The organism is Pseudooceanicola aquaeponti, from assembly GCF_050897975.1.
Classification (GTDB): Bacteria; Pseudomonadota; Alphaproteobacteria; order Rhodobacterales; family Rhodobacteraceae; genus Pseudooceanicola.
In genome coordinates this window covers 274,873-300,787 of record NZ_JBPAXY010000002.1, presented here as the reverse complement: position 1 = coordinate 300,787, position 25,915 = coordinate 274,873, and the positions used below count along the sequence as shown (strand labels likewise).

The following is a 25,915-nucleotide window of genomic DNA, read 5'->3' as shown; positions in this document are numbered from 1 at the left end:
ATTGTCCCGGACCATTGTCAGTCAGCAGACCCTAGTTCGGGACCGCAATGTCCCCCCCAAGGCGATGTATGACTCGCAAGGCTGAAGCTATCAATTTCGTCGCGACAGCCGCAACAGCACAACGCGCTTGACTCACAGCCTGTGGAAAAGGAATCGGACCCCTGTTGCCGCAATGCCGACGCGGGTCCGTATTGACCCAATACCTGTTATTCCGGACGGGTCGCCAAAGAAAAAGGCGCAGCCGAAGCTGCGCCCTTTGTCGTCAGTCGCTTACCCCGAAAACGGGGTCTGCGGGCCTCAGCCCAGGGCCTTGACCCGCGAGGAGAGGCGCGAAATTTTGCGCGATGCGGTGTTCTTGTGGAACACGCCTTTGGTGACGCCACGCATCAGCTCGGGCTGAGCGGCGCGCAGGGCGGCAGCGGCGGCGTCCTTGTCGCCCGAGGCGATCGCCTCTTCGACTTTGCGCAGGTAGGTGCGGATACGCGAACGGCGCGCTTTGTTCACCTCGGTGCGGGATTCGATCTGGCGGGCGCGTTTTTTCGACTGGGGCGAGTTGGCCATGGGTCTGGATCTTTCTTTTCTGTTTCGGATCCGTCACGGGGGCCGCCCGTCTGGCTGGGTCTGTCCGGCGCCGGGCGCGGACATAAAAAACCTGCCAAACGACTACATTCCCGTGGCAGGCTGCGAAGGAAGCTCCTTCGCGTTCTCCGGCACAATGCGGCCTCACGACAATGCAGACGCGACCGCGCAACGGTGCGGTCTGTTCTGAGGTCCGGGCAATAAGGCCAGCGGCGGGCGGAGTCAACAGCCCCGTGACAGGCCCGCCTCCGGGCCGGGCCTTGTCCCGCGCAGCGCCGGGCGGGCGCGCGACTCCTGCCAGCCGGGCGGCGGGGCGAGATGCGTTAACCATTCGTTAACACTTTCTGGCCGTTCCTGTCGGCTTCACAGAGCTGGGCCGGGCAGCCGGGGTGGGACCGGCCGTCTGGGACGATGGGACATGACACAGGATTACGATGCACTTGTCATCGGGGCCGGCATCGCGGGGATGTCCGTGGCCTCTGCCCTGGCCTGCGCCGGGCAGCGCGTCGCCGTGCTGGAGCGTGAGCCCCGGCCCGGGCGCCAGGCGACGGCGCGCGCCGTTTCGCTGTTGCGGCCGCTGCACGCCGAGGCGCTGTTGCGGGACCTGACCGCGCGCTCGCAGCCCTTCTTCGAGGCCGATCACGCCGAGATTGACGCCCAGCCCCTGACTTGCCCGCGCGGGTTGCTGATGCTGGCCCGGCTCGATCAGGCCGACCATCTGCGCCACCTCAGGGGGCTTGCCCCGTCGGATGCCCCGCTGCGCTGTCTGGATGCGGACGAACTGCGGAGCCAGGTGCCGGTGCTGCGTCCGGGCTATGCCGAATGCGGCCTGTTCGACCCTCGGGTTCGGGATCTGGACGTGCCCCTGCTGATGGAGTTGCACCGCCGCCGCCTGGCCGCGGCGGGCGGGGCGCTGCTTTGTGCCGCGCCGGTCACCGGGCTGCGCCGCTCGGGCGGGCTGTGGCGGGTGGACAGCGGCGCGGGCCCCTTCGCAGCGCCGGTGCTGGTCAATGCCGCCGGGGCCTGGGCCGACAAGATGGCGCGGCTGGCCGGGATCGTGCCGATCGGGTTGCGCCCCTGGCGCCGCACCGTGCTGCAATTGCAGCTGGCCGGGGGGGTGACGCTGGCCGACCTGCCAATGGTGGTCGACGCGGATCTGCATTTCTACCTGAAGCCGGATCAGGGCCGCCTGCTGGCCTCGCCTGCCGACGAGATCCTGGTGCCCGATTGCCAGGCCGAACCCGAGGATCTGGACGTGGCCCTGTGCCTGGACCGGATCGCGGCCTGTTTCGACATCGAGGTGGCGCAGGTGACGCGGGTCTGGGCCGGGCTGCGCTGCTATGTGCCCGACCGCCTGCCGGTCTGTGGCTGGGCGCCCGACGCGCCGGGGTTTTTCTGGCTGGCGGGGCAGGGGGCGACGGGGATCCAGACCTCGCCCGCCCTGGCGGACCTGGCGGTGGCGCAGATCCTGGGCCGGACGGAGGAGGCCGAGGCCGATCTGGCCGCGCAGCTGTCGCCGGGCCGTCTGGGCGTGACCTAGGCTGGGTGCCTGGCCGGGTCAGGGGGCGGCGCCGGGCCGCCCGCCCTGGCGCTTAGCGGTCGCGGAACTGCGGTTCGCGCTTTTCCAGGAAGGCGGTCATGCCTTCCTTCTGGTCTTCGGTGGCGAACATCGAATGGAACAGCCGCTTTTCGAACAGCAGCCCCTCGGCCAGGGTGGTTTCCTCGGCGCGGTTCACCGCCTCTTTCACCGCCATGACCGAAATCATGCTTTTCTCGGCGATCTTGGCCGCGGCGGCCATGGCGGTTTCTTGCAACTTCTTGCAGGGCACCACGCGCGACACCAGGCCCGCGCGCTCTGCCTCTTCGGCATCCATGAAACGGCCCGTCAGGTTCATGTCCATCGCCTTGGCCTTGCCCACGGCGCGGGTCAGGCGCTGGCTGCCGCCGATGCCCGCCATGACGCCCAGGTTGATCTCGGGCTGGCCGAACTTGGCGTTGTCGCCCGCGATGATGAAATCGCACATCATCGCCAGTTCGCAGCCGCCGCCCAGGGCATAGCCCGACACCGCCGCGATGATCGGCTTGCGCACACGGGTAATCGTGGCCGTCGCCTCCGAGAACAGGTCTTCGGAAAAGACATCGACGAAGCTTTTCTCGGCCATCATCTTGATGTCGGCGCCTGCGGCAAAGAACTTTTCGCTGCCGGTCAGCACGATGCAGCGGACCTTCGGGTCCTTCTGCGCCGCCTTCAGCGCCGAGGCCAGCTCGCCCAGAAGCACGTCGTTCAGCGCGTTCATCGCATCCGGCCGGTTCAGTTTCACCAGCGCGATGTGGTCTTCGATCTCGACGATGATCGTCTCGTAAGCCATGGGGTGAGTGTCCCTGTTGCTGAGATGTAGGGTCGATTCCCTATCAGGTTGTCCCTGTGGATCAAGCTATCTTTGGCATTGCGGGCAGTAGAAGCTGGACCGCCCCGATTGCACCAGGCGACGAATCGAGGCCTCGCAGCCGGGGGTGCGACAGGGGGCGCCCTCGCGCCCGTAGACGTCGAAACTGTGCTGGAAATAGCCCAATTCGCCGTCGGCCTGGCGGAAATCGCGCAGGGAAGAGCCGCCCGCGGCGATGGCTTCGGTCAGAACGTCGCGGATGATCGGCACCAGGGCGGCCAGACGGTCCGTGGCAATCCGGTCACAGCGGCGCGCGGGCGACAGGCGGGCGCGATAGAGGGTTTCGCAGACATAGATATTGCCCAGCCCCGCCACCACCTTCTGGTCCAGCAGGGCGGTCTTGATCGGGCTGCGCCTGGGTTTCAGCCGGGCGGCCAGATAGGCGCCGTCGAACTGGTTGCCCAGGGGTTCTGGCCCCAGCCCGGCCAGCAGGGGGTGCGCCTCGGCCCCCTCCGTCGGCAGCAGGTCCATGGCGCCAAAGCGGCGCGGATCGTTGAAGGTGATGCGCGCGCCGTTCGACATGTCCAGCACCACATGATCATGTTTCTGCGCCGCCGGATGGTCATGCACGAAGCGGCCCAGCGGATCGCCCGAAACGGTCATCCGCCCCGACATCCCTAGATGGATCAGCAGACTTTCGCCCCCAGACAGATCCGCCAGGATGTATTTCGACCGCCGCCGCAGGCGCAGCACCCGCTGCCCGGTCAGCCGTGCCGCCATGCCTTCAGGGAAGGGCCAGCGCAGATCGGGCCGGTTCACCGCCGCGCGGGTGATCACCGCCCCCTCCATGGCAGGCGCCAGCCCCGCCCGGACCGTCTCTACCTCTGGCAATTCGGGCATGACCCCCTCCCATTTTCTGGCCGTCAAATATCCGCGGGGGCGAATTGAGCCCCCGGGGCTCAAGAGGGGGCAAGGCCCCCTTCCCCCGTTCTCACATGCGCGCGGGTCGCATTGCAGCGGCCCCCCTTCGCCCTATAAGGAGAGACAGACAGATAAGGCAGGACGCGACGATGGAAAAGACCACCCATTTTGGCTTTACCGAGATCCCGGAATCCGAGAAGGCCGGCCGTGTGCAGGGCGTCTTCGGCTCGGTGGCGTCGAAATACGACGTGATGAACGATGCCATGTCGCTGGGCATCCACCGCATCTGGAAGGATGCGATGATGGACTGGCTGGCGCCGCGCCCGGGCCAGCGCCTGCTGGATGTGGCCGGTGGCACCGGCGACATCTCCTTCCGTTTCCTCAAACGCGCCGGTTCGGGCCATGCCACGGTGCTGGACCTGACCGAACCGATGCTGATCGAGGGGCGCAAACGCGCCGAGGCGGCCTCGATGGCCGACAGCCTGGACTGGGTGGTGGGCGACGCCATGGCGCTGCCCTTCGAGGACAATACCTTTGACGTCTACACGATCAGCTTCGGCATCCGGAACGTCACCCGCCCGCAGGAGGCCCTGAATGAGGCCTACCGCGTGCTGCGCCCTGGCGGCCGCCTGATGGTGCTGGAGTTCAGCCAGATCCCCACTCCGGCGCTGCAATGGGCCTATGACCGCTACAGCTTCAACTGCATTCCCCCCATGGGCCAGATGATCGCGGGCGACCGCGACAGCTATCAGTACCTGGTGGAATCGATCCGCAAGTTCCCCGATCAGGAAACCTTCCTGGGGATGGTGCGCAAGGCCGGGTTCGACAACGCAAAATATCGCAACCTGTCGCTGGGCATCGCCTGCCTGCACTCCGGCTGGAAACTCTGACCCATGCGCGGACCCCATAACATCTGGCGGCTGGTGCGCACCGGCGCCACCTTCGAACGCTCGGGCGCGATGAAACTGCTGCTCGACGCCTACGATGCCCCGCCGCTGCTGCGCCTGGCCGCCCGGGTCATCGGCTGGCCCTTTCAGTTCCTCGGCCTGAAGGGCGACCCCAGCCAGCCGCCGCTGCCCGGCGCCCTGACTGCGCTTGGCCCGGCCTACATCAAGTTCGGCCAGATCTTGTCGACCCGCCCCGATGTGGTGGGCCCAGACCTGGCGCAGCAGCTGCGCGTCCTTCAGGACAAGTTGCCCCCCTTCAGCCGCACCGAGGCGATGCGCGCGGTCGAGGCCGAACTGGGCCACTCGGCGGAAGAGCTCTTCTCCGACTTCAGCGAACCGATCGCCGCCGCCTCCATCGCCCAGGTACACAAGGCGCGGCTGGCCGAGACCGGCCAGGAAGTGGCGGTGAAGATCCTGCGCCCGGGCATCGAGCGCGCTTTCCACAAGGATGTGGACGCCTTCTATTTCGCCGCCTGGATGATCGAGACCCTGGCGCCCTTTTCCCGCCGCCTGCGTCCCTCGGACGTGATCGAGCATTTCGACGGCGTGGTCCGGGCCGAGCTGGATCTGCGCCTGGAAGCCGCCGCCGCCAGCGAATACGCGGCCAATACCGAGGGTGACGCGGGCTTCAAACTGCCCGCCGTCGACTGGTTCCACTCGGGGCGCCGGGTCATGACCATGTCCTGGGTCGAGGGGATCCCCCTGGGCGATACCGAGGCCATGGATGCGGCGGGCATCGACCGCGCCGAGCTGGGCGAGCGGGTGCTGTCGCTGTTCCTGAAACATGCGCTGCGCGACGGCTATTTCCACGGCGACATGCATCACGGCAACCTGAAGGTGGCCGCCGATGGCACCCTGCTGGCCTATGATTTCGGCATCATGGGCCATATCGACGAATACACCCGCCGGGTCTATGCCGAGATCCTCTACGGTTTCATCAAGCGCGACTACCACCGCGTGGCGCGGGTGCATTTCGAAGCGGGCTATGTGCCCGCCGACCGTGATGTGGACGAGTTTGCCCGCGCCCTGCGCGCCGTGGGCGAGCCGATCTTCGGCATGGATGCCACCCGTATCTCCATGGGGCGACTGCTGAGCTATCTCTTTGAAGTCACCGAACGTTTCGGCATGGAGACGCGGACCGAGCTGATCTTGCTGCAACGCACCATGGTGGTGGTCGAAGGGGTGGCGCGCTCGCTGAACCCGCAGGTGAACATCTGGGATACGGCGAAACCCATCGTGCAGGAGTATATCGAGAAAAGCATCGGCCCGCGCGCCATGCTGACCGATCTTGGCCGCACGGTAAAGGTGCTGGGCCGCTACGGGCCGCGCCTGCCCGACCTGGTGGACGAGGTGCTGACCCGGCAATTGCAGGGTCCGCCGAAGCCACCGCGCCCGCCGCTTTGGCCGCGCCTGGCCTGGGGCGCCGGGGGTCTGGCCCTGGGGGCGGTGCTGGTGCTTCTGGGCGCCGGGCTGGGCTAGGCCCTTCGCCTTGGCGGCGTCAGCCTGATACTGGGTCGAACCCCGCCAGCTCGTCCCGGGCGGCGGCGATGTCCAGCGCGGCCTCCTGCGGCGCGGCGGTCCGAGCGCGGGCCAGGCAATAGGCCGCGATCCACAGGTGCCGCAGCGGAGCCAGGGCGGTCAGCCGGGCGCGGGTGTCCGGTGCGCCATAGGCCGCCAGAAACGCATTGCGCTCGGCCTCTGACAGGGGCTGGCCTCGGTAAATCCGCATCATCGCAGGCGACAGGAACAGCGCCAGGTCATGGCCGGGATCGCCCAGGGCCGGGCATTGCCAGTCGATCAGCCGCGCGCCCCCGGGGGTCATGACGATATTCCCGGGCACCGGATCGCCATGCAGCAGGACCGCCCGGGCGGGCGGCAGAGGGCCGGGGTCGGGCAGCCGGTGCAGCGTGGCGCGCAAGCTTGCCTGTTCGGCGCTGTCCTGGGCGGGCTGCGCTGGCAGCGCCGCCAGGATCGCCGCGCGCAGGGCCGCCGGGCCGTCGGGGACGCGGCGCAGGGCCTCGGGCGCGCGGCTCGGGGGCAGGTCATGCAGCCGTCGCAACAACCGCGCCACCGCCGCCGGATCCTGCCGCCAGGTCGGGCCGGGCAGGTGGCGATAGAGCAGGCAGGGGCCCAGCGGGTCTTGCCATTGATCCACCAGGTCCGGCGCCAGATCCTGGCCGCGCAGCGCCGCCAGCGTGGCCGCTTCGATGCCCGCATCATTGGGGAAAAGGGCGCTGCCCTGGTCGGGGCGGTAGAGTTTCAAAACCAGATCGTCCGCAGCGGCACCTTCGCCCCCGGGTCCGGGCAGGCGCCAGCACAGGTTGCTGCGCCCGCCGGTCAGCGGCTGCCAGGCCTCTGGCGGGGGCGCGGAGGGCAGGCGGGCGGCCAGCGTCGCGTGCAGGCGCCGGGGCAGGTCGGGCGGGTGGATCATCACGGTCCCTTAGGGTGGCTCGGACCTTCCTAGGCTGCCCGGCGCGGGCGGCGCAAGCGCGCGCCTCCCTCCCTTCGGTCGCGCCTCGTGGGGCTCAGGCCGGCGGCTGGCGCAGGCCCGAGACCAGATCGCTGGGCACCAGTTCGCCCGCGTCGGTGACCAGCACGGTTTCGCCGTCGATCATCCGCGCCTCGGTCACCAGGGCGTAGCTTTCCAGCCGGTCCACCGCCAGCAGCTCTTCTCCGGCGTAATTCTCCAGCTCGAAGGTGTAGTTGCCATGGGGCTGCGCCTGGCCACCGTTGCCGCGCCCGTCCCAGCTGATCGTGTCGGCGCTGGCGGCAACCTCGTTGCGATAGACCTCATCCCCCGCGGCGTTGCGTACCACCAGCACCGTGCGGTCGGCGGCCGCCAGCGGGTTGATCGAGATGTCGATTGGCGCCCCCGTCCAGGCCGCCGGGGCCGCCGACCGCGCCTCGAGACCGACCCAGGAGGCCAGGTCGGAGATCGAGGCGGCGGCCAGCCTCCCGCTCAGCTCTTCCAGCAGGGTATTGGTCAGCACCTGCTGTTCGACCCCGGAAAAGGTGGCCAGCTGCACCGCGAAATCCTCGGACTTCACGGGCTCCAGCGGGTCCTGATTGCGCAGTTGGGTCGAGAGCATCTTCAGGAAGGTCTCGAAATCCGAAGAGATGGCGGTGGCGGTTTCCGTCGTGCCGGTCGGGCTGGTCGTGGGGGCGGCGGCGGAGGGGACGCTGGTGATCGTATCCATGGGGATCCCTTTGCTGGGCGGTGAAGAAGGCGGTCAAAGCCGCAGGTCGACCCGGTCGGTGCCCGGTCTGGGCGCGGCAGGCTCCGGGCCACGGGCCTCGGGGGTGGTCCCCTCGGGCGGTGCCTCGGACAGGAGGGAGGCGTCGGGGCCCAAGCTGGTGCCCTGGCCACCGCCCTGGCCTGCGCCACCGCCCGCGTGGCGGCCATTCAGCATGATCTCGATCCGCTCGTAGCCCAGGGCGCGATAGCTGTCTTCCAGCAGGGCGATATGGCGGCGCAGCAGGTCGGAGGTTTCGGCCCGTTCGGCGGTCAGGTGCAGGGTGACGGCGGTCTCGTCGGTGCTGAGCCGCAGGGTCAGGCGGCCCAGTTCCTCGGGGTCGAGGTGCAGCTCTGTCGGGGCCTGGGCGGCGCGGCTGGTGGCCTGGGCGATCTGCTGGGCCACCTGATGGGCAAGGGGGCGCGTTGCGTCGGGGCGGGTCGCTGTGGCCGAAAGGCGCAGCGCCTCGCTGGCTGTTTGCGGCGCCTCGCCCGTAGGCAGGCCACCGTCGGCGGCGGGGGTACTGGCCTGGCTGTCGGGGTCGGCCCCCTGCAGCAGGGCGGGGTCGGGCGGGGTCGGGGAAAAGGCGGGCGGTTGGGCAACGCCGGCGGGCCGCGCCACGCCATTGCGCAGGGGTGGCAGGATCGGTGCCGCGGGTGCCTTGGCCGCCGTGCGGGGGGATGTGCGGGGCAGCGGGGCCGGGTCGGCCCGGGCGGGACGAAAGACCGGGCTGGCCTGTGCCGCAAGGGGCGGGGGCGCGATGGGCGGGGGCGCGATGGCAGCGGTGCCGCGCGTCTCGACGCTTGCGACGGGGGGCGGAACAGGGCTTGGGGCTGGTTGCGGGGCCGGGCCGGGGGGCGGGGTGGAACCGGTGCCCGCGGTTGCCCCGCCACCTTGGCCGGGGGCGGGCAGGCGTTGCGTGCGGAAAGGCATGGGGCCGGCGTCCTGCGTGGCGGGACCCGCGACAGCAGGCGCAGGGGGGGCGTCCGACGCGACCTTGGCGCGCGGGTTGGGGCTGGGCGACGCCACAGCGGGGAGGGGGATGCGCGATGTGCCGCCTTCAGGGCTGGCCTGCGTGAGGACTGGCGGTGCCGGGTTGGGGCCCGGCGATGGCGCGGGCGCGGCAGGTGTGGGGGCGTCCGCACGGCGGAAAAGGGGTGCCGGGGGTGTGGCGGGATCCGCGCGGGTCCGTTTTGCGGGGGCAATGGGCACGTCAGGCGCGGCCCGGCGCGGTGACTCGTCCTGGGGCGAAGAGGTCGGTGCAACAGTCGCAAGGGGCGCGCGTTTGGTCCCGGCCCCCCCAACCCTCTGGAACAGCGGGAGGACCTCGCGTGGCGCCGGGACGCCTTCGCGCGGGGTGGTCACGGCGGTTTGGGCAGGGTCTAGCCGGGGGCGGGGCGCCTCCGCGCGGCTCGGGGGGGGGGATTTGGCGACCATCGCAGCGGGAGCCCCCTCGCGGGCGACCGGGGCGGGCTCTGCCGGGGCCGAAGGTGCGGCTGGTTTCGGCGCGGCAACCGTGACGGCGGCGGGCAGGGGGCCTCCGGTGGTGCGGGAAGGCGCAGCTTGCCTCGGCGGGGCCGTGTCGTGGGGGCGGGTCTGGGCACGGTCGGGCGGGGTCGTTTCGACGGCCTGGACCCGGGGCCTCGGGGCTTCTGTGTAGCGTTGCGGTTGTGCCGGATCGTCCGCGCTGCGGGCGGGCGCGGGCTGAGGGGGCGCCGGGCGAGGCTCGGCGGGTGTCCGGGAGAGGGGGGCGACGGTCGCCGCCTTGGCGGGGACCTCAGGCGAGGCTTTGGCACCGGATGGGGATTTGCCCTGCGCGCGGGTCGGAAGATCGGGGCGGGTCGGGCGCGGGCGTTGATCGGTTGCGCCCTGGCCCGGTGTGACGGCGGGGGACGTGGGGACGCTGGAGCCTGGCACGGTGGCCGTGGCTTTGGTTTCGGGCGCGACGGGGGCGACGGGCGCGGGGGTCGGGCGGGGCGCCTCCTGTACCGCGGGCGATGCAGCCGGGGGTGTGACGCGCGGTTGCCTGGCCCTGCGGGGCAGGTCGGCACGGTGTTCTATGGGGGCCGAGGTCGGTTCGGGCGTCTTGGCTGTGCGGCGGGGCAAGGCGGAGGCCTCGGCAGCGGCAGAGCGGATCGTCGCGGGCTGTTCCGACCAAGAAGATGTGGCGGGCGCGGCAGGCGTGACGGCGCTGGCGACCGGGTTTGCTGCGCCCTCGGGGCGGCGGGCCGCTGCGGGCGCGGACCCCGGGGCGGCCCCGGGTGCGGCCTTCGCGCCTTGCGAATCGGCCCGTGGCAGGGGCCTGTCATCCCCCTTGCCGCCCGCCGGACGCGGCGCTGCGTCAGGTGTCGCCAGCCCCGTCTGGGGGGGCGTCGGGGCGCTGTGGGCAGCCTCGGTCGGCGGCGGTGCCTGATCCATGGTCTCGCCCTCGGCGGTCGGATCGGGCTGCTCCGGCGTTTCCGCTGCCGCATCCCTGGCCCGGGGATCCGGTCGTGCCTCCGCCTGCGGGTTGGACCGCGCGTCGGGGTGGGCGTCGTCGCCCTGCGGGCGGGTCAGGCGGGCGTAAACCTGATCGAACGGAGGCTCTGCCCCGGCGCCGGACCGGGTGGACGGCGCAACCGAGTCGGGGCCGCCGCGCGGCGGGGCGGCCAGTGTCAGGGCAGGGGGCAGGGGGGAAACGGGCATGACAACCTCCGGACTTCTTCCGTGGCCCCATCCTGGCGCGATGGCGGTTACCGCATCTTTACCGCTCGGGGGTCATTTTCACGGAAACTCGCTCAAATTGGAGGTTGTCCCATGCCCGATCCCTTGTTCGCCCCCCGCCCCGGCGCCCCGCCCGCGGGTGGTCCGGCACGCCCCCCTCTTCCGCCGCGCGATCCCGCCCTGTGGCAGGCCGCGCGCGAGATGGAGACGAGCTTTCTGACCGAAATGCTGAAATCCGCCGGGTTGGGTCGCACGCCCGAGGGGTTCGGCGGCGGCCCGGGGGAAGATCACTTCGCCTCGTTCCTGCGCGAGGAACAGGCGCGCGCCATGGTCGCTGCGGGGGGAATCGGCCTGGCGGAAACCCTTTACCAATCCCTGACGAAGGAGACGACGAAATGACCCAGGACCCCCATCAAGGCCTGATCGACGAGCTGGACGCGCTGCTGGACCAGGAGCGCGCGGTGCTGACCGAGGGCCGGCTGGAGGCGCTGCCCGCGCTGCTTGGCGCCAAGGAAGCGCTGATCGACCGGTTGAACGCGCTGGACGACATGGCGCCCGACCGGTTGCATCCGCTGCGCGGCAAGGCCGAGCGCAATCAGGCGCTGCTGGACGGCGCGCTGCGTGGCATCCGCACCGTTGCCAACCGCTTTTCGACCCTGCGCAAGATTCGCAGCACGCTGGAGACCTACGACAGCAGCGGACGCAAATCCGCGCTGCTGCAACAGCATGATAACAAACTGGAAAAACGCGCCTGAGCCCGGTGTGCCCGGCCCCCTTCGACGCCGCCCGAGGGGGGTGGCACAAGGCGCCGGGCGACAGCTCGCAAGACCGTGGCAAAACACCAGAAAAAAGAAGCGGTGATTTATCTCAAATCCCCGGCACGGCCCGGGTCCCGGTTAGGGTTCTGTTAGGACGTGGAGGCGATTGTGCCCCTCGCATCCTTCGGGATGGCACAGGCCGGGAAACCGCGACGAGGTCCCCGCACCGGACAGCCCGATCATCGGGTCCGGGATGGGGCCGACCTCGCAATGCGCCTGTACCCGTCAGAATGGCATTCGATCCGTCCCGTGGGGGGCGGGATGTTTAACGGGCGTAAAGCGCCCAAGGACCAAAGGAACACTGCATGTCCAGCATTCTGACGAACACCAGCGCCATGGTCGCGCTCCAGACCCTGAGCATGGTCAACAAGAACCTCAACGAGGTTCAGGGCAATATCTCCACCGGCAAGAAGGTGGCCAACGCCAAGGACAACTCGGCCGTCTGGGCGATCTCCAAGGTGATGGAATCCGACGTGGCGGGCTTCAAGGGGATCTCTGAATCCCTGGGCCTGGGGGAATCCACTGTCGCCGTTGCCCGCTCTGCCGCGGAAACCGTGAACGACCTTCTGACCCAGATGAAGGAAAAGATCGTCGCGGCCCAGGAAGAGAACGTCGACCGGGACAAGATCCAGGCCGATATCGACGCCCTGGCCGATTCGATCGGCGCCACCGTCTCGGCGGCGCAGTTCAACGGGTTGAACCTGCTGTCGAACAAGGAAACCGAGGCCGGTTCGGGCACCGTCAATGTGCTGGGCTCGCTCGACCGTTCGTCCTCGGGCGTGACCGTCGGCCAGATCGCCGTGACCAAGCAGGACCTCGGCACCGAGGCCTCCTCGGTCGGCGGCACGGCAATTGCCGCGGCCAGCAACAACCTGACGGGTGCGACCGATACGGTGGCCGCCGCGCTGACCGCCGCCGCCTCTCCGCCGACCACCTCGATCACCATCGACGCGGTCTCGGCCGGGGCGGGCTTCTCCATCGCGCTCAGCGCCGGTGCGGGCAACTTCGCCACGGGCGTGAACACCTCCTCGATCAACGACATCAAGTATGTCGCGCGGGATGGGGACACGATCACCGACGTGGGCGAGGGCCTGGTGAAGGCCTTCAACAAGTACGCCGCCGAAGCCATGGGCGATGACCGCTCGACCGTCGCGGCCACCTTCAACGCGACCACCGGCGTGATCACCTTCACCGGCTCCAGCGTGACCGGCGACAACATCTCGGTCACCGTGTCGGAATATGCGGCGGCCGGGAACACCATCGGTGGCGGCCTGGAAGACGTGGCCAACATCGACGTGACCTCCGACACCGGCGTCGAGAACGCCCTGGCCGATATCGAGGGTATGATCCAGACCTCGATCGACGCCGCGGCCTCCTTCGGTTCCGTGCAGGGCCGGATCGAGACCCAGTCGGACTTCATCTCGACCCTGGTCGACAGCCTGAAATCGGGCATCGGCACCCTGGTGGATGCCAACATGGAAGAGGCCTCGGCCCGCCTGCAAGCGCTGCAAGTGCAGCAGCAGCTGGCAGTTCAGGCGATGTCGATCGCCAACCAGGCGCCGCAGACCTTGCTGTCGCTCTTCCAGTAACCGGCGGATCGCGATGATCGGGGGCGCCCAGGCGCCCCCGGTTCCCCCCGTGACATCCCCCCTTTGACTGGAAGGTTCCGCCGTGACCGCACATTCCCAAGCTTTGCGCGCCTACGGGCAGGCCTCGACCCCCACGCGGACCCCGCGCGGCGTCGAATACGAGGTGTTCGCCCGTATCACCCGCCGCCTGGTCGCCGCCGCGCGCCGCGACCGCCACGAAGGTTTTCCCGAAATCGCCCGCGCCGTGCAGGACAATCGCCAGCTGTGGACGATCCTGGCCGCCGACGTGGCCGGAGAGGGCAACAGCCTGCCGCGCGAGTTGCGCGCGCAGATCTTCTATCTGGCCGAATTCACCTTTGCCCATAGCCGCAAGGTGCTGAACAACAAGGCGGATCTGAAACCGCTGATCGAGGTCAACACCGCCATCATGCGCGGCCTGCGCGCCGGAGGGACGGCGAAATGAGCGGTCTGGTTCTGAAACTGTCCCCCAAGGAACGGGTGCTGATCAACGGCGCGGTGATCGAAAATGGCGACCGCCGCTCGCGGCTGAACATCGTCACCCCCAACGTCAATATCCTGCGCCTGCGTGACGCCATCCATCCCGAAGAGGCCAATACCCCTGTGCGCCGCGTTTGCTATGCCGCGCAGCTGGTGCTGACCGGCGATGCCAGTGCCGAGGAAACCCGCCTGCCGCTGCTGCGCCGGATCGAGGAGTTGAGCCAGATCCTGACCGATCCCGACAGCCGCGCCCTGCTGGGCAATGCCACCGATGCGGTGCTGGAGGGGCAGTATTACCAATGCCTGAAGGCCCTGCGCGGCTTGCTGCCCCGGGAAGAGCGGCTGCTGAACGCGAGGGCGAACTGATGTTCTCTCCGGTTGTCCCCTTCACCGGCTATGCGGGGTTCGCCTTCCTGGAACGGACCTATGACAACCAGCGCCGCACCTTTGACAAATCGCCGCTGATCACCCGGGATACCGAGTATTTCGAGGCCAATATCGGCAAGATCACCACCGCCGAAGAGCTGGTGAAGGATCGCCGGTTGTTGCGCGTGGCCCTGGGTGCCTTCGGGTTGCAGGACGATATCGACAACCGCTTCTTCATCCGCAAGGTGCTGGAAGAGGGGACGCTGGACGAGAAATCCCTGGCCAACAAGCTGTCCGATGACCGCTACAAAGAGCTGGCGGATGCCTTCCTTTTTGACCGGGGCACGCCGCAGACGCGGATCTCGACCTTTGGGGCCGAGATCGCCGAGAAGTTCCGGCGGCAAGAATTCGAGATCGCCGTGGGCGCGCAGGACGAGAACATGCGCCTGGCGCTGAACGCCGATCGGGTGCTGGAAGAGATGGCGGACAGCACCGCCTCGGTCGAGACAAAGTGGTTCCGCATCATGGGCAACCAGCCGCTGCGCAAGGTGTTCGAGACCGCCTTTGGCCTGCCCAGCAGTTTTGGCCAGATCGACCTGGATCAGCAGGCCGAGGTGTTCCGTGACCGCGCCGAAAAGCTGATCGGCAGCGAGGATCCCGCCGCCTTCGCCGAGGAAGAGAACCGCGACAAGCTGGTGCGCACCTTCCTGCTGCGCGCCCAGGTGGCCGAAATGCAGACGACCACCCCCGGGATGATCGCCCAGACCCTGCTGGCGGGCAGTCTTTCCTTCATGAAGTCCCTGCGCCAGCGGTGAGCGGACCGGGGGGGCGCCGCGCCCTGCGGTACCGCCGCCTGGGCGGCCCTCGGCCGTTGGCAAAGGCGCGGCGGCGGATCAGGCCGATCGGGCCACCCGCCGCGCGCCCTCTTCTCCGGCACGGGCCGTGCCGCGTGGGGCCGGACCCCGCGCCGGTCCGGCGGCCGACCGCCGCAGGATCAGTTGCAAGCGGTTGAAGGAATTCGAAATTCCATTCTCTTCTTCCTCGGCCAGGAATGCGTCGAGGTCGGGCCAGGCGCGGATCGACTGATCCAGCACCGGATCGCCCCCCGCCACATACAACCCGGCCTGGATCATCATCTCGGACCGGGCATAGGCCGACAGCAGGTGGCGCGCCTGGGCGATCAGGGCGTTTTCCTCCTCGGTGGCCGCCTCGGGCAGTGAGCGAGAGACCGAGCGCAGCAGGTCGATCGCCGGATAGCGCCCGCGTTCGGCGATCTGGCGGTCCATCACGATATGCCCGTCCAGCACGCCGCGCAGGATGTCGGCCACCGGCTCTTCCATGTCCGACCCCGCGACCAGCACCGACAGGACGGCGGTGATCGTGCCACTGTCGCGGATCCCCGGCCCGGCGCGTTCGCAGAGCTGCATGATCTGGTAGGCGGTCGAGGGCGGATAGCCGCGTAAGGCGGGCAATTCGCCCCCCGCCACGGCCACCTCGCGGTGCGCCTCGGCGAAGCGGGTGATGGAATCTGCCAGCAAAAGTACATGCTTACCCTGGTCGCGGAAGTGTTCGGCCACTGCCATGGCGGTCCAGGCGCAGCGCCGACGCACCAGGGCGGACCGGTCCGAGGTGGCGGCGACCACCACGGCGCGGGCCATCCCCTCGGGGCCCAGGACGGTATCGGTGAACTCGCGCAGCTCGCGGCCCCGTTCGCCCACCAGGGCGATCACCGCCACGTCCGCCTGCATCCGCGTCGCCAGGTGGCCCATCAGCCGCGATTTGCCGACGCCAGAGCCGGCGAAAAGGCCGATCCGCTGGCCCTCGACCACGGGCAGCAGGGTGTTGAGGATGGTGGTGCCGGTGTCCAGCCGCGGCCCCAGCCCGCGCCGGTCGGCGGGGGGCGGCGGGTCGCCCTGCAACCCGCGCGGATGGCGGCCGGGCAGGATCGGGCGCCCATCCAGCGGTTGACCGTGAGGGTCGATCACCCGGCCGATCCAGCTGTCATCCGGGGCGATTCGCAGCGGTCCGCGCAGCACCACACGGTCGCCCAGCGACACCCCCTCGGTGCGGGCATCGGGCATCATCGTCAGCGCCTCGCGGTCCAGGCGCACGACCTCGCCATGCAGGACGCCGCCATCGGCGCGATGCACCTTCAAAATATCGCCCAGACGGGCGAACCGGCCCAGGCCGGTGACGCGCAAAACCTCAGGCTCGACCGCCTCGATCCGGCCCACGTGGCGGATGGCGGACAGCGCGCCGATTTCTGCGCGGACCCCGTGCAGCCCCTTCTGTGACATCGTCCGATCCCTTCATTTGCTGCGAACTATTTCTAAAGGAATCGGGGTTAAGCCTTGATTGAAGCCAATCGAGGGAGAAGCCCCGATGTTCGAGACCATAGAGCTGTTTCGCATGGCCGATGCCATGACCCGCCACGCCGCTGTGCGGCAGGCGGTGGTGGCCGAGAATACGGCCAATGCCGATACGCCCGGGTTCAAGGCCCGTGATGTGGTGCCCTTTGCCGACCTGGTCGCGGGCGGCGTGCCCGGCGTGCCGATGCGCGCCACCCGCGCGCGACATCTGGATGCTGGGGACGGGCTGGCCACGGCCATCACCCGGACCGACAGGCTGGGCTATGCCGAACCCAACGGCAACAACGTCTCTCTTGAAACCGAAATGCTGAAGGCGGTCGCGGTGAAGTCGCAGCACGACCGCGCCCTGGCGATCTATCGTTCGGGGCTTAGCCTGATGCGCATGTCCATCGGGCGGAGGTAACGATGACCGAGTTGATCACCTCGATGACGGTCTCGGCCAGCGGGCTGCGCGCCCAGGCGCAACGCCTGCGCCACACCTCCGAGAATATCGCCAATGCCGATACCCCCGGCTATCGCCGAAAGACCGTGCCGTTCGAGGCCGCGGCCCAGGGCGCGGGGGTGTCCGAGGTGCGCACCGGACGGGTGCAACTGGACCGGACAGAGGTCATGCGGATCTACGATCCCGCGCATCCTCTGGCCGATGGAACCGGCCACTACGATGGATCGAATGTCGATCTGGTGGTCGAGATCGCCGACGCGCGCGAAGCACAGCGCAGTTACGAGGCGAACCTGAAGGTGTTCGATCAGGCGCGGCAAATGTCCGCGGGTCTGCTCGAACTTTTACGTCGATAAAAGGTCGATAAAGGAGGTTCAGAATGGACATTCGTGCTCTGAACGCCGCGCAAAGATACGCGGCCGCACGTCCCGCGACGCTGCCCGCGCCGGGAGAGGAGCAGGGGCCCGGAAAGGGTCTCGGCGCCACGCTCGGCGAAGTCACAAGCGACTTCGCCGAGACTTTTCGCGAAGGCGAGGAGATGGCCCAGGCCGCCATGGCGGGCAAGGCCGATGCCACCTCGCTGGTCCAGGCCCTGGCGCAGACGGAACTGGCGGTCGAGGCCGCGGTGACTGTGCGCGACAAGGTGGTCGAGGCCTATCAAGAGATTCTGCGGATGCCCGTCTGACGGGCAGCGCGGTTGGCCATGGATCAGGCGGTCTTCTTTGACGCCCTGCGCCAGGGGCTCTGGGTCGCGGTGATCACCTCGACCCCGATCCTGGCGGTGGCGCTGGTCACCGGGCTGGTGATCGGCCTCTTCCAGGCGCTGACCTCGGTGCAGGAAATGACCCTGACCTTCGTGCCGAAACTGGGGGCGATCGTGGTCATCTTCTGGCTGTCGATGGGCTTCATGTCGCAGACCCTGGTGGGTTTCTTCCAGGACCATTTGATCCCGCTGATTGCCGGAGGTTGAGCATGGAAAACGCCGGATATACCACCCTGACCCGCCTGTCGGGCCTCTCGCGCGAGATGGACATGATCGCGAATAACATCGCCAATGCGGCCACTACCGGGTTCCGCGCCGAAGAGATGGTGTTTTCCGAATATGTCCAGGGGATCGAGGCCGGCCCGTCGCTGTCCATGGCCCAGGGCAATATCCGCTGGGTCGAGTTCACCCAGGGCACGCTGACGCCGACCGGCGGGCGGCTGGATTTCGCCATCGAGGGCGAGGGCTTCTTCCTGGTGCAGACCCCCCAGGGCGAGCGGCTGACCCGGGCGGGCAGTTTCGCCACCTCCAACGCGGGCGATCTGGTCACCCATGACGGCTATCCGGTGCTGGACGCGGGGGGTGCGCCGCTTTTCATCCCGCCCGCCGCCGAGATCGGCCTGGGCCGCGACGGCACGATCACCGCCGATGGCCAGCCGATGGGACAGCTGGGCGTGGTGCAACCCGTGGCGCCGGACCGGATGCAGCGCGAGAGCGGCACGATGTTCCGCGCCGATGAGGGGTTCGACCCGGTCGAGGCGCCGCGCGTGATGCAGGGCTTCCTGGAGGCGTCGAACGTCAATCCGGTCTCCGAAGTGGCCCGGATGATCACCGTGCAGCGCGCCTATGAGCTGGGGCAAAGCTTTCTGGACCGCGAAGATGACCGAATCCGCAACCTGTTGAAAACCCTGGCCCGCTAGGCTGTCGCCCTGACACGGAAAGGATCCTGACATGAGAGCGCTGAAAATCGCCGCCACCGGCATGGCCGCCCAGCAGATGCGGGTCGAGACCATCTCGCAGAACCTCGCGAATATGTCGACCACGGGCTACAACGCCCGCCGGGCCGAATTCGCCGATCTGCATTACCAGCAGTTCGCCCGCGCGGGTACGGTCAATGCCTCGGACGGGACGGTGCTGCCCACGGGGATCCAGCTGGGCCTGGGCGTGCGCCCGACCTCGGTCAGCATGTTGCTGGCCCAGGGGCCTTCGGGGGCCACCGGCGGCGACCTGGATCTGGCGATCGAGGGGCGCGGCTATTTCGAGGTGACCCTGCCCTCGGGCCTGACCGCCTATACCCGCGATGGCGGGCTGAAACGCACCGGCGACGGGCTGATCGTCACCTCCGACGGCTATCCCGTCTCGCCCGAGATCACCATCCCCGAGGATGCGCGTTCGATCTCGATCAATGCCGATGGCGAGGTCTACGCCTTCTTCAACGACACCACCCAGCCGCAGCTTCTGGGCCAGTTCTCGCTTGCCGGGTTCACCAATCCCAAGGGGTTGGAGGCGATCGGCTCGAACCTCTTCGTCGAGACCGAGGCCTCGGGCGCGGCGGTGGTCACCACCCCGGGGCTCGACGGCCTGGGCACCCTGCGCCAGGGCTATCTGGAGGAAAGCACCGTCGATCCGGTGCGCGAGATCACCGAGCTGATCGAGGCGCAGCGCGGTTACGAGCTGAACTCCAAGGTCATTTCCGCCGCCGACCAGATGCTGGGCGCCACGGCCGCGGTGCGCTGATGCGGCATTCGGGGGCGATAGGGGCGCTGTTGGCGCTGTGGCTGACCGGCGGTGCGGCCTGGGCCGAGACCCTGGTGGCGGCGCGCAACCTGCGGCCGCAGACCGTGCTGACCCCGCTCGACATCTCCCTGCGTGACATCGAGGTGCCCGGCGCGCTTGGCAGTGCCGAAGGGGTGCTGGGCATGGAAACCCGCGTCACGATCTATGCCGGGCGCCCGATCCTGCCCGGCGATCTGGGCCCGCCCGCCCTGGTTGAACGCAACGGCATCGTCGGGCTGATCTACGACCGGGCCGGTCTGGTGATCACCGCCGAAGGTCGCGCCCTGGGCCGAGGCGGCGTGGGTGAGACGATCCGGGTGATGAACCTGTCCTCGCGCCAGACGATCAGCGGCACGATCCAACCCGATGGCACTGTGAGGATCCCATGATGCGCCTGCTGCTTCCCTTCGCTCTGCTGCTGGCGGGCTGCATAGACCGCTCTCATCTGGGCAAGGCGCCGGAGTTTACGCCGGATATACATACGCCAGAGTATCGTGCGATGATGGATCCGGCCCGCAAGGGGGCGGATCTGGCCTATGGACCATACTCTGCCGAACGTCCCGAGGCCTCGCTGTGGCGCCGAGATCGCGGCTCGCTTCTGGGGGACCGGCGGGCGATGCAGGCGGGCGACATCCTGACCGTGGTGATCGAGATCGACGAAAGCGCGGCGATCTCCAACTCGACCGACCGCTCGCGCTCGGGCTCCAACAATCTTGGCCTGCCGCAGCTTTTCGGCATCCCGCAGCGCATCAACCGCCGCTTGCCCGAAGGGGCGGGGCTGGACAATGCCGTGTCGGTCGACAGTTCGTCCTCGCATTCCGGCGACGGCTCGGTCAGCCGCAACGAACAGCTGACCCTGCGGGTCGCGGCGACGGTGGTCGACGTGCTGCCCAACGGGGTTCTGGCCATCGCCGGCAACCAGGAGGTGCGGGTGAATTTCGAGCTACGGGAGTTGCTGGTGTCAGGCTATGTCCGCCCCGAGGATATCTCGCGCCAGAACGAGATCACCTATGACAAGATCGCCTCGGCCCGGGTCAGCTATGGCGGCCGGGGTCAGATCTCTGACATGCAGCAACCGCGGATCGGCCAGCAACTGCTGGACCGACTGCTGCCGTTCTGAGGGGCGCCGATGAAGAAACTTCTGCCCATCCTGTTGATCGTTCTGGGAATCGGCGGCGGCGCCGGGGCCGGGCTGATGCTGCGTCCCGCACCCGAGATGCCGATGGCGCCGGTCGAAGGGGCCGAAGAGGGCGCGATGGAAGAGGCCAAGACGCCGGAAGACCCCGCAGAGGAAGAGCTGTCGGATCGGGAATATGTCAAGATGAACAACCAGTTCATCATCCCGGTCATCACCGAGGAAAAGATCGGCGCCCTGGTGGTGATGTCGATCAGCCTTGAGATGGAAGTGGGCGGGCAAGAGCTGGTCTACGCCCGCGAGCCGAAGCTACGCGACGCCTTTTTGCAGGTGATGTTCGACCATGCCAATGTGGGCGGCTTCGACGGGGCCTTCACCAATTCCAACAACCTCGACATCCTGCGCGCGGCGCTCTTCGGCGTAGCGCGGCGGGTCCTGGGCGAGACGGTGTCGGACGTGCTGATCACCGATATCGCCCGCCAGGACGCCTGATATTTGCTGCGTCTTTGGCTTTCCGGGCTGGCGTGAAAAGTGCCTGTCTCCTGCGCTGTGCAGGTCCGTCTCGGCAGGGGGACTTGCCTGACCGGGGATGCTGATGGCGAAAGCTCTGGTCCGAAGCACTCTTTTAAGACATTTGCTTTTGCGGGGGGCTGAAGCACCCACTCAAGAGGCTTGTGGCTCTTGTCCGCACCGGCGAAATTTGGAGCTGCATCGGCGCCTGGTGCCCGATGCGGAGTTTGGCGAGAGGGGCGCAGCAATGGGCGGCGATGCTGCGTCGCAGCGCAATGGATACTATAGCGTATGCTGCGCCGCAGCTTTGCCGCTCTGTGCGCAGCGAAAACGCGAGAGGGCATCGCCGGGCGCCGGGCTTTCCCCGCATCGACGATCTGACGAACAAGACACAGCGGCAGCCCGCCAGCGTGCTGGCGGGCCGCAGCGTCAGTTCGGGCGCTGTGTCGCCGCGCGGCCCTTCAGCATCACGGCGAGATCCTGAAGGGCCGCCAGCTCTCGCGCCAGAGCGGCGCGGCGGTCGGCGCTTTGGCTGGCGCCATGCAGACGTGCGGCGATGTCACGGCGACCCAGGGCGCGGGTCAGCTGGCCCATGCGCTCGCTTTTGTCGGCCAGCACCAGGGCCAGTTCCGCCTGAAGGTTGTTGCGCCGGGTCGAGACCCAGTCGCGCCAGACGCGATCCTGACCGTCGGCAAAGGTCAGATCCGTCCCCTCTGCCCCGTCGATCTGATCGAGGAAGCGGTCCGAGGCACGTTTGTCCAACGCCTCCAGCGACAGGCGCAGCTGGCGTTCGCGGGCGGCGATGCGGCGCAGCTGCATCAGTTCGGTCTCGAAGACCATCGAGGTTACCTCGGCCACCGGTTCTAGGGCCTTGGTCTTGCGGGAGAGAGACATCAGATCGTTCCTTTCGCTTTGCGCCGCATCTGGTCCGCGAAACGGATCGCGGCCGCGACGGCGCGGTAATCGGCGGGGGCAATCTGCGCCCCGACCTCGGTTTCGGCATGAAGACGGCGGGCGGTCGGCGGGTCGCTGTGGATCGGCACGCCCGCCTCGGTGGCGATCCGGCGGATGGTCAGGGCGACCTCGTCTACGCCCTTGGCGACGCAGACCGGGGCGCTGCCCGGGTGGCGATCCCAGGCCAGGGCGACGGCGTAGTGGCTGGGGTTGACGATGACCACATCGGCGCGCGGCACCTCGGCCATCATCTGCGCCCGGGCGATCTGTTGCCCGCGGGCGCGGCGCTGCTGCTTGATATAGGGGTCGCCCTCGGACTCCTTCACCTCATCGCGGATTTCCTTGTCGGTCATGCGGTTCTTGCGCAGATGCTCGGCCCGCTGCCACAGCAGGTCGATCCCGCCCAGCACCAGGGCGATGACGAAGACCAGGCTGAGGAATTCGACGCAAAGCCGGGCCAGCGTGGTGACTGCCAGGCCGGGGTCGAGGAGCAGGATCTGGGCCATTTCCGTCAGGTTGGCCGAGACGAAGAGGAAGAGGACCAGCGAGTAGATCAGCAGCTTGGTGAAGCTCTTGAAGAATTCGAAGAGGCCCGCCCGGCCGAACTTGTTGCCGGCGTTCTTCAGGATCGAGATACGAGAGAGTTTCGGGCGCAGTTTCTCGCCCGAGACGACGAAGGCCTGTTGCGCCAGGATGGTGGCCAGCGCCGCCCCGGCGGGCACCAGGAAGAAGGGCAGGATGGCCAGCAGCACGGCGCCGATCAGCCCGCCGGCAATGGTCGCGCCTGGCCCGTCGAAGACCAGCGGCGCCAGGGCCTCGGGTCGGTCGATCAGGGTCTGCATCACCGCGCCCAGCCGGGGCAGGGCCTCGGGGCCCAGGGCCAGGGCGGCGAGGCACAGCCCGCCATAGGCCGCCGCCGTGGTCAGGTCGGCCGAGCGCGCCACCTCGCCCTTTTCGCGGGCACGGTCCAGTTTGCGCTGTGTCGGCTCATGCGGTTTCTCGCCGCTTTGCTGTTCGGTTTCCGCCATCGCCGCCCCCTAGAACGGGGCCAGGAGGAAGCCGAAGACCCCCTCGGACCAGGTGGTCAGGATCTGCCCCGCCAGCAGAAACAGCAGGGCGATGCCGCCGAAGGTGATCACCGGGGCGCCGACGAAGGCGACCATCAACTGCGGCATGGCGCGGTTGATGACGCCGAGGGTCAGGTTGTAGATCACCGAGATCACGATGAAGGGTGCGGCCAGGGTGAAGGCCAGGCGGAAGACCTGCGCCACCAGGGCGATCCCCCATTGTGCCAGGTCCGCCGCGCCGGGCCAGCTGCCCGCCGGGATCGCCTCGTAAGAGATCAGCAGGTAGAGCACCGCGTGCACATGCAGCCCGAGGATCATTGCCAGGGCCAGGCCGCCGACCACCAGGATATTGCCGATGGCGGGCATGGGTTCGATGACGATCGGGCCCAGGATCTGGCTAAGCGAGGTGGCCTGCGCGATCATCGAGCCGGTGGTTTGCAGCGCCAGCAGGAACAGGCGCAGGCCCACCCCCAGGGCCAGGCCGGTGACGGTTTCGGTGCCCAGGAAATGGGCCAGCGCCCCCAGGCTGGGCTGGCTTGCAGGCAGCGCTGGTTGTGCCGCCAGGACGATGGCGGTCAGCGACAGCGCCACCACCATCTTGATCCGCATCGGCACCGATTGTTCGCCGAAGCCCGGCAGTAAAGAGGTGACGGCGGCGACCCGCAAAAAGACGATCAGCGCCGCCCAGCCTTCGGCGCGGATCACGGCCAGGAGCTGGGCGGCGGGTTCATTCATCGGCGGGCACCACGGAAATCAGCGCGGGCCGGGCCTCGACCCCGATTTCCTCGAAGGACAGAACGGGGTTGGGGATGCCGCGCGCGGTCAGCGCCATGCGCAGGAAACGCCGCCGCTGGGTCGAGGTGATCAGCGCCGCGTGAATCCCCTGTTCCGAGGCGGCGCTGAGGGCGGTGGAAATCGCGCCGACCAGGCGGTGGAAAATGTCGGGGGGCAGGGCCACGTCGACCACGCCGCGGTCGCGTTCCATCTGGTAGGTGGCAAAGATCTCTTCCCATTCCGGGGCCAGCTGGATCAGCGGCACGGTGCCATCCTCGCGCCGCAGCTCGGCGATCAGCTGGAACCCCAGGCGGTGGCGGACGTGTTCGCAGATCGCCTCGGGGGCCTGGGTGACCTGGCGCAGCTCGCCCACAGATTCCAGGATCAGCGGCAGGTTGCGGATCGACACCTGTTCGCCGACCAGCAGGCGCAGCACCTGGTGCAGCAGATCCAGCGGCACCTTGTCGGGGATCATCTCGTCCAGCAGTTTGCGGTTCGCCTCGGCCCGGCGGCTGTCGGTCAGGTTGGTCATTTCCTCCAGCAGGCGGCGCAGGGATTTCATCGTCAGCAGGCGGGGGAAATTGCGCTTGATGGTTTCCAGAAGATGGGTCGCCAGCACCTCGGTCGGGGTCACCAGGGTCAGCCCCGACAGGGCCGCGTCGTCCTGGGCCGACTGGTCGATCCAGCGGGCCGGGGCGCCATAGACCGGTTCCTTCACCTCTTCGCCCGGCGGGCCGCCGCGCCCGTCGGTCAGCGCCAGCACCCGCGAGGGGCGCAGGATGGCGCGGGCCTGTTCGACCCCCTGAATGCGAATGACATAGCTGCCCGAGGGCAGGGCCGGGTCGTCGGTCAGCCGGATCTCGGGCAGGATCAGCCCGTAGGTTTCGGCCACATGCAGGCGCATGTTTTCGATCCGGGCGTCCAGCCCGGTGCCCGGGTCAAGCACCATGTTGACCAGGTCGGGGGCGAATTCCACGTGGATATCGTCGAGGTCGAGCGTATCGCCCAGGGATTTGCTGCGCGGCTTGGGCGCGGCCTCCTCCGTGCCGTCCTCGGCCGCGTCGGCCCGGGCGCGGGCCTGGCGCACCGCCACCGCCGCCCCGGCCAGGACCAGCCCGCCGAAGACGAAGGGGACGAAGGGCAGGCCGGGGACGAAGCCGAAGAGCAGCATCAGCACCGCCACCGTGGCCAGGGCCGCCGGGTGGCGGCCCAGCTGGCCGACCAGCGCCATGTCGGTGGCGCCGATCGCCCCGCCGCGCGCCAGCAGCAGGGCCGAGGCGATCGAGATGATCACCGCCGGAATCTGCGTGACCAGCCCGTCGCCCACGGTCAGAATCGCATAGGTTTCAAAGGCATCACCTAGGGGCATGTCATGGACGATTACCCCCATCATCAGGCCGACGACCAGGTTCAGCAGGGTGATCAGCAGGCCTGCCACCGCATCGCCCTTGACGAATTTCGACGCCCCGTCGAGCGAGCCGAAGAAGGTCGTTTCCAGCTGCTCCCGCTCGCGCCGTTCCTTGGCCTGCATATGGTCGATGGCGCCCGCCGACATGTCGCTGTCGATGGCAAGTTGCTTACCCGGCATCCCGTCCAGGGCGAAGCGCGCGCCGACCTCGGCCATGCGGGCGGCGCCCTTGGTGATGACCATGAAGTTGACGATCAGCAGCACGCCGAAGACCACCAGGCCCAGGAAGACCGAGCCCGACATGACGAAATCGGCGAAGCCCTGGATCACGTCGCCCGCCGCATTCGTGCCCGTATGTCCTTCGCCGATGATCAGCTTGGTGGACGAGACGTTCAGCGACAGGCGCAGCATCAGAGAGGCCAGAAGCACCGTCGGGAAGGCCGAGAAATCCAGCGGCTTCTCGACAAAGAGGGTGACGGTGAAGATCAGGATCGCCAGGGCGAAACTGGCCGCCAGCCCGACATCCAGCACGAAGGCCGGGACGGGCAGGATCATCATCACGATGATCGCCATCAGCGCCAGGGCCAGCAGGATTGTTGGCTGGAACAGCGGGCGGGGCTGAGAGACGGCAGCGGTCATTCGGACCTGTTTCCTTCGGGGGCATCCCCCGGCCATTCTG

The 25,915-nt window shown here is 68.3% G+C and carries 29 protein-coding genes; 18 read left to right on the top strand and 11 right to left on the bottom strand.

Going from position 1 to position 25,915, the window contains the following annotated elements; genetic code table 11:
• Positions 1-297: 297 nt before the first annotated feature.
• Positions 298-561: a 30S ribosomal protein S20 gene (gene rpsT, locus ACRARE_RS05055; RefSeq protein ID WP_432655318.1), complete on the bottom strand. Its 264-nt coding sequence runs from the start codon at positions 559-561 to the stop codon at positions 298-300.
• Between the two features lie 436 nt (positions 562-997).
• Here rpsT and ACRARE_RS05050 point away from each other — a divergent pair, with 436 nt between their 5' ends.
• Complete coding sequence (locus ACRARE_RS05050) at positions 998-2,119, top strand: NAD(P)/FAD-dependent oxidoreductase (protein WP_432655317.1); 1,122 nt, start codon at positions 998-1,000, stop codon at positions 2,117-2,119.
• Positions 2,120-2,171: 52 nt separating this feature from the next.
• Here the strand turns inward: ACRARE_RS05050 and ACRARE_RS05045 are convergent, their stop codons facing one another.
• Both ACRARE_RS05045 and mutM read right to left on the bottom strand, forming a co-directional pair.
• A complete protein-coding gene (locus ACRARE_RS05045; protein WP_432655316.1) occupies positions 2,172-2,948 on the bottom strand; it encodes an enoyl-CoA hydratase in 777 nt (258 codons plus the stop codon).
• Between the two features lie 66 nt (positions 2,949-3,014).
• Entirely contained in the window at positions 3,015-3,866 is an 852-nt protein-coding gene (mutM, locus tag ACRARE_RS05040; protein ID WP_432655315.1) for a bifunctional DNA-formamidopyrimidine glycosylase/DNA-(apurinic or apyrimidinic site) lyase, read from the bottom strand.
• Positions 3,867-4,036: 170 nt separating this feature from the next.
• Between mutM and ubiE the strand changes: the two genes are divergently transcribed.
• Positions 4,037-4,777: a bifunctional demethylmenaquinone methyltransferase/2-methoxy-6-polyprenyl-1,4-benzoquinol methylase UbiE gene (gene ubiE / locus ACRARE_RS05035; protein ID WP_432655314.1), complete on the top strand. Its 741-nt coding sequence runs from the start codon at positions 4,037-4,039 to the stop codon at positions 4,775-4,777.
• A 3-nt stretch (positions 4,778-4,780) separates the two neighbouring features.
• Positions 4,781-6,313 (top strand): 2-polyprenylphenol 6-hydroxylase, encoded by a 1,533-nt coding sequence (gene ubiB, locus ACRARE_RS05030; RefSeq protein WP_432655313.1) that lies wholly within the window; start codon positions 4,781-4,783, stop codon positions 6,311-6,313.
• A gap of 19 nt (positions 6,314-6,332) precedes the next feature.
• On the opposite strand, the gene ACRARE_RS05025 is transcribed toward ubiB, so the two are convergent.
• The 3 genes from ACRARE_RS05025 to ACRARE_RS05015 all read right to left on the bottom strand — a co-directional run bounded on the left by ACRARE_RS05025 (position 6,333) and on the right by ACRARE_RS05015 (position 8,688).
• Positions 6,333-7,265 (bottom strand): phosphotransferase family protein, encoded by a 933-nt coding sequence (locus ACRARE_RS05025; protein ID WP_432655312.1) that lies wholly within the window; start codon positions 7,263-7,265, stop codon positions 6,333-6,335.
• A gap of 94 nt (positions 7,266-7,359) precedes the next feature.
• Positions 7,360-8,031, bottom strand: a complete 672-nt coding sequence (locus ACRARE_RS05020; RefSeq protein WP_432655311.1) for a flagellar hook capping FlgD N-terminal domain-containing protein — start codon at positions 8,029-8,031, stop codon at positions 7,360-7,362.
• A 33-nt stretch (positions 8,032-8,064) separates the two neighbouring features.
• Positions 8,065-8,688, bottom strand: coding sequence for a flagellar hook-length control protein FliK (locus tag ACRARE_RS05015; protein ID WP_432655310.1), 624 nt, complete (start codon positions 8,686-8,688; stop codon positions 8,065-8,067).
• A 2,283-nt stretch (positions 8,689-10,971) separates the two neighbouring features.
• On the opposite strand from ACRARE_RS05015, the gene ACRARE_RS05010 reads away from it, so the two are divergent.
• The 6 genes from ACRARE_RS05010 (at position 10,972) to ACRARE_RS04985 (ending at position 14,856) form a co-directional block, all read left to right on the top strand.
• Positions 10,972-11,169 (top strand): rod-binding protein, encoded by a 198-nt coding sequence (locus ACRARE_RS05010; RefSeq protein WP_432655309.1) that lies wholly within the window; start codon positions 10,972-10,974, stop codon positions 11,167-11,169.
• Positions 11,166-11,525 (top strand): flagellar biosynthesis protein FlgN, encoded by a 360-nt coding sequence (locus ACRARE_RS05005; protein ID WP_432655308.1) that lies wholly within the window; start codon positions 11,166-11,168, stop codon positions 11,523-11,525. Before ACRARE_RS05010 ends, ACRARE_RS05005 begins: the two co-directional genes overlap by 4 nt.
• Positions 11,526-11,893: 368 nt before the next feature.
• The gene (locus tag ACRARE_RS05000; RefSeq protein WP_432655307.1) at positions 11,894-13,177 is read left to right on the top strand and encodes a flagellin N-terminal helical domain-containing protein; all 1,284 of its coding nucleotides are present in this window, start codon (positions 11,894-11,896) and stop codon (positions 13,175-13,177) included.
• A gap of 82 nt (positions 13,178-13,259) precedes the next feature.
• Positions 13,260-13,640, top strand: coding sequence for a flagellar biosynthesis regulator FlaF (flaF, locus tag ACRARE_RS04995; protein ID WP_432655306.1), 381 nt, complete (start codon positions 13,260-13,262; stop codon positions 13,638-13,640).
• Positions 13,637-14,041: a flagellar biosynthesis repressor FlbT gene (gene flbT / locus ACRARE_RS04990; RefSeq protein ID WP_432655305.1), complete on the top strand. Its 405-nt coding sequence runs from the start codon at positions 13,637-13,639 to the stop codon at positions 14,039-14,041. The genes flaF and flbT overlap by 4 nt, the downstream gene beginning before the upstream one ends.
• Positions 14,041-14,856 carry a DUF1217 domain-containing protein gene (locus ACRARE_RS04985; protein WP_432655304.1) on the top strand — a complete coding sequence of 272 codons (816 nt, stop codon included), beginning with the start codon at positions 14,041-14,043 and terminating at the stop codon, positions 14,854-14,856. Before flbT ends, ACRARE_RS04985 begins: the two co-directional genes overlap by 1 nt.
• Before the next feature lie 78 nt (positions 14,857-14,934).
• Here the strand turns inward: ACRARE_RS04985 and ACRARE_RS04980 are convergent, their stop codons facing one another.
• Positions 14,935-16,338, bottom strand: a complete 1,404-nt coding sequence (locus ACRARE_RS04980) for a FliI/YscN family ATPase (protein WP_432655303.1) — start codon at positions 16,336-16,338, stop codon at positions 14,935-14,937.
• 85 nt (positions 16,339-16,423) lie between these two features.
• Between ACRARE_RS04980 and ACRARE_RS04975 the strand changes: the two genes are divergently transcribed.
• From ACRARE_RS04975 to ACRARE_RS04935, 9 genes are read left to right on the top strand one after another with little or no spacing between them, the layout of a single operon-like run.
• Positions 16,424-16,813, top strand: coding sequence for a FlgB family protein (locus ACRARE_RS04975; protein WP_432655302.1), 390 nt, complete (start codon positions 16,424-16,426; stop codon positions 16,811-16,813).
• Positions 16,814-16,815: 2 nt separating this feature from the next.
• Positions 16,816-17,205, top strand: a complete 390-nt coding sequence (gene flgC / locus ACRARE_RS04970; protein ID WP_432655301.1) for a flagellar basal body rod protein FlgC — start codon at positions 16,816-16,818, stop codon at positions 17,203-17,205.
• A 23-nt stretch (positions 17,206-17,228) separates the two neighbouring features.
• Positions 17,229-17,534, top strand: a complete 306-nt coding sequence (gene fliE, locus ACRARE_RS04965; RefSeq protein ID WP_432655300.1) for a flagellar hook-basal body complex protein FliE — start codon at positions 17,229-17,231, stop codon at positions 17,532-17,534.
• A gap of 18 nt (positions 17,535-17,552) precedes the next feature.
• Positions 17,553-17,819 carry a flagellar biosynthetic protein FliQ gene (locus ACRARE_RS04960; RefSeq protein ID WP_432655299.1) on the top strand — a complete coding sequence of 89 codons (267 nt, stop codon included), beginning with the start codon at positions 17,553-17,555 and terminating at the stop codon, positions 17,817-17,819.
• Between the two features lie 2 nt (positions 17,820-17,821).
• Positions 17,822-18,532: a flagellar hook-basal body complex protein gene (locus ACRARE_RS04955; protein ID WP_432655298.1), complete on the top strand. Its 711-nt coding sequence runs from the start codon at positions 17,822-17,824 to the stop codon at positions 18,530-18,532.
• A gap of 31 nt (positions 18,533-18,563) precedes the next feature.
• The gene (gene flgG / locus ACRARE_RS04950; RefSeq protein ID WP_432655297.1) at positions 18,564-19,349 is read left to right on the top strand and encodes a flagellar basal-body rod protein FlgG; all 786 of its coding nucleotides are present in this window, start codon (positions 18,564-18,566) and stop codon (positions 19,347-19,349) included.
• On the top strand, positions 19,349-19,777 hold the full coding sequence (flgA, locus tag ACRARE_RS04945) for a flagellar basal body P-ring formation chaperone FlgA (RefSeq protein WP_432655296.1): 429 nt from the start codon (positions 19,349-19,351) through the stop codon (positions 19,775-19,777). The genes flgG and flgA overlap by 1 nt, the downstream gene beginning before the upstream one ends.
• Positions 19,777-20,508 (top strand): flagellar basal body L-ring protein FlgH, encoded by a 732-nt coding sequence (gene flgH, locus ACRARE_RS04940; protein WP_432655295.1) that lies wholly within the window; start codon positions 19,777-19,779, stop codon positions 20,506-20,508. The genes flgA and flgH overlap by 1 nt, the downstream gene beginning before the upstream one ends.
• A 9-nt stretch (positions 20,509-20,517) precedes the next feature.
• Complete coding sequence (locus ACRARE_RS04935) at positions 20,518-21,015, top strand: flagellar basal body-associated FliL family protein (RefSeq protein ID WP_432655294.1); 498 nt, start codon at positions 20,518-20,520, stop codon at positions 21,013-21,015.
• A gap of 447 nt (positions 21,016-21,462) precedes the next feature.
• Here ACRARE_RS04935 and ACRARE_RS04930 read toward each other — a convergent pair whose 3' ends face one another.
• From ACRARE_RS04930 to flhA, 4 genes are read right to left on the bottom strand one after another with little or no spacing between them, the layout of a single operon-like run.
• Positions 21,463-21,927, bottom strand: coding sequence for a hypothetical protein (locus ACRARE_RS04930; protein ID WP_432655293.1), 465 nt, complete (start codon positions 21,925-21,927; stop codon positions 21,463-21,465).
• Entirely contained in the window at positions 21,927-23,015 is a 1,089-nt protein-coding gene (gene flhB, locus ACRARE_RS04925; protein WP_432655292.1) for a flagellar type III secretion system protein FlhB, read from the bottom strand. The genes ACRARE_RS04930 and flhB overlap by 1 nt, the downstream gene beginning before the upstream one ends.
• A gap of 9 nt (positions 23,016-23,024) precedes the next feature.
• The gene (locus ACRARE_RS04920) at positions 23,025-23,789 is read right to left on the bottom strand and encodes a flagellar biosynthetic protein FliR (RefSeq protein ID WP_432655291.1); all 765 of its coding nucleotides are present in this window, start codon (positions 23,787-23,789) and stop codon (positions 23,025-23,027) included.
• On the bottom strand, positions 23,782-25,875 hold the full coding sequence (gene flhA / locus ACRARE_RS04915; RefSeq protein ID WP_432655290.1) for a flagellar biosynthesis protein FlhA: 2,094 nt from the start codon (positions 25,873-25,875) through the stop codon (positions 23,782-23,784). Before flhA ends, ACRARE_RS04920 begins: the two co-directional genes overlap by 8 nt.
• Positions 25,876-25,915 lie beyond the last annotated feature (40 nt).

Excerpts from the sequence above, each read along its gene's own strand:
- rpsT (WP_432655318.1), bottom strand. The coding sequence starts at position 561 with ATGGCCAACTCGCCCCAGTCGAAAAAACGCGCCCGCCAGATCGAATCC.
- ACRARE_RS05050 (WP_432655317.1), top strand. The coding sequence starts at position 998 with ATGACACAGGATTACGATGCACTTGTCATCGGGGCCGGCATCGCGGGG.
- ACRARE_RS05045 (WP_432655316.1), bottom strand. The coding sequence starts at position 2,948 with ATGGCTTACGAGACGATCATCGTCGAGATCGAAGACCACATCGCGCTG.
- mutM (WP_432655315.1), bottom strand. The coding sequence starts at position 3,866 with ATGCCCGAATTGCCAGAGGTAGAGACGGTCCGGGCGGGGCTGGCGCCT.
- ubiE (WP_432655314.1), top strand. The coding sequence starts at position 4,037 with ATGGAAAAGACCACCCATTTTGGCTTTACCGAGATCCCGGAATCCGAG.
- ubiB (WP_432655313.1), top strand. The coding sequence starts at position 4,781 with ATGCGCGGACCCCATAACATCTGGCGGCTGGTGCGCACCGGCGCCACC.
- ACRARE_RS05025 (WP_432655312.1), bottom strand. The coding sequence starts at position 7,265 with ATGATCCACCCGCCCGACCTGCCCCGGCGCCTGCACGCGACGCTGGCC.
- ACRARE_RS05020 (WP_432655311.1), bottom strand. The coding sequence starts at position 8,031 with ATGGATACGATCACCAGCGTCCCCTCCGCCGCCGCCCCCACGACCAGC.
- ACRARE_RS05010 (WP_432655309.1), top strand. The coding sequence starts at position 10,972 with ATGGAGACGAGCTTTCTGACCGAAATGCTGAAATCCGCCGGGTTGGGT.
- ACRARE_RS05005 (WP_432655308.1), top strand. The coding sequence starts at position 11,166 with ATGACCCAGGACCCCCATCAAGGCCTGATCGACGAGCTGGACGCGCTG.
- ACRARE_RS05000 (WP_432655307.1), top strand. The coding sequence starts at position 11,894 with ATGTCCAGCATTCTGACGAACACCAGCGCCATGGTCGCGCTCCAGACC.
- flbT (WP_432655305.1), top strand. The coding sequence starts at position 13,637 with ATGAGCGGTCTGGTTCTGAAACTGTCCCCCAAGGAACGGGTGCTGATC.
- ACRARE_RS04985 (WP_432655304.1), top strand. The coding sequence starts at position 14,041 with ATGTTCTCTCCGGTTGTCCCCTTCACCGGCTATGCGGGGTTCGCCTTC.
- ACRARE_RS04980 (WP_432655303.1), bottom strand. The coding sequence starts at position 16,338 with ATGTCACAGAAGGGGCTGCACGGGGTCCGCGCAGAAATCGGCGCGCTG.
- ACRARE_RS04975 (WP_432655302.1), top strand. The coding sequence starts at position 16,424 with ATGTTCGAGACCATAGAGCTGTTTCGCATGGCCGATGCCATGACCCGC.
- flgC (WP_432655301.1), top strand. The coding sequence starts at position 16,816 with ATGACCGAGTTGATCACCTCGATGACGGTCTCGGCCAGCGGGCTGCGC.
- fliE (WP_432655300.1), top strand. The coding sequence starts at position 17,229 with ATGGACATTCGTGCTCTGAACGCCGCGCAAAGATACGCGGCCGCACGT.
- ACRARE_RS04960 (WP_432655299.1), top strand. The coding sequence starts at position 17,553 with ATGGATCAGGCGGTCTTCTTTGACGCCCTGCGCCAGGGGCTCTGGGTC.
- ACRARE_RS04955 (WP_432655298.1), top strand. The coding sequence starts at position 17,822 with ATGGAAAACGCCGGATATACCACCCTGACCCGCCTGTCGGGCCTCTCG.
- flgG (WP_432655297.1), top strand. The coding sequence starts at position 18,564 with ATGAGAGCGCTGAAAATCGCCGCCACCGGCATGGCCGCCCAGCAGATG.
- flgA (WP_432655296.1), top strand. The coding sequence starts at position 19,349 with ATGCGGCATTCGGGGGCGATAGGGGCGCTGTTGGCGCTGTGGCTGACC.
- flgH (WP_432655295.1), top strand. The coding sequence starts at position 19,777 with ATGCGCCTGCTGCTTCCCTTCGCTCTGCTGCTGGCGGGCTGCATAGAC.
- ACRARE_RS04935 (WP_432655294.1), top strand. The coding sequence starts at position 20,518 with ATGAAGAAACTTCTGCCCATCCTGTTGATCGTTCTGGGAATCGGCGGC.
- ACRARE_RS04930 (WP_432655293.1), bottom strand. The coding sequence starts at position 21,927 with ATGTCTCTCTCCCGCAAGACCAAGGCCCTAGAACCGGTGGCCGAGGTA.
- flhB (WP_432655292.1), bottom strand. The coding sequence starts at position 23,015 with ATGGCGGAAACCGAACAGCAAAGCGGCGAGAAACCGCATGAGCCGACA.
- ACRARE_RS04920 (WP_432655291.1), bottom strand. The coding sequence starts at position 23,789 with ATGAATGAACCCGCCGCCCAGCTCCTGGCCGTGATCCGCGCCGAAGGC.
- flhA (WP_432655290.1), bottom strand. The coding sequence starts at position 25,875 with ATGACCGCTGCCGTCTCTCAGCCCCGCCCGCTGTTCCAGCCAACAATC.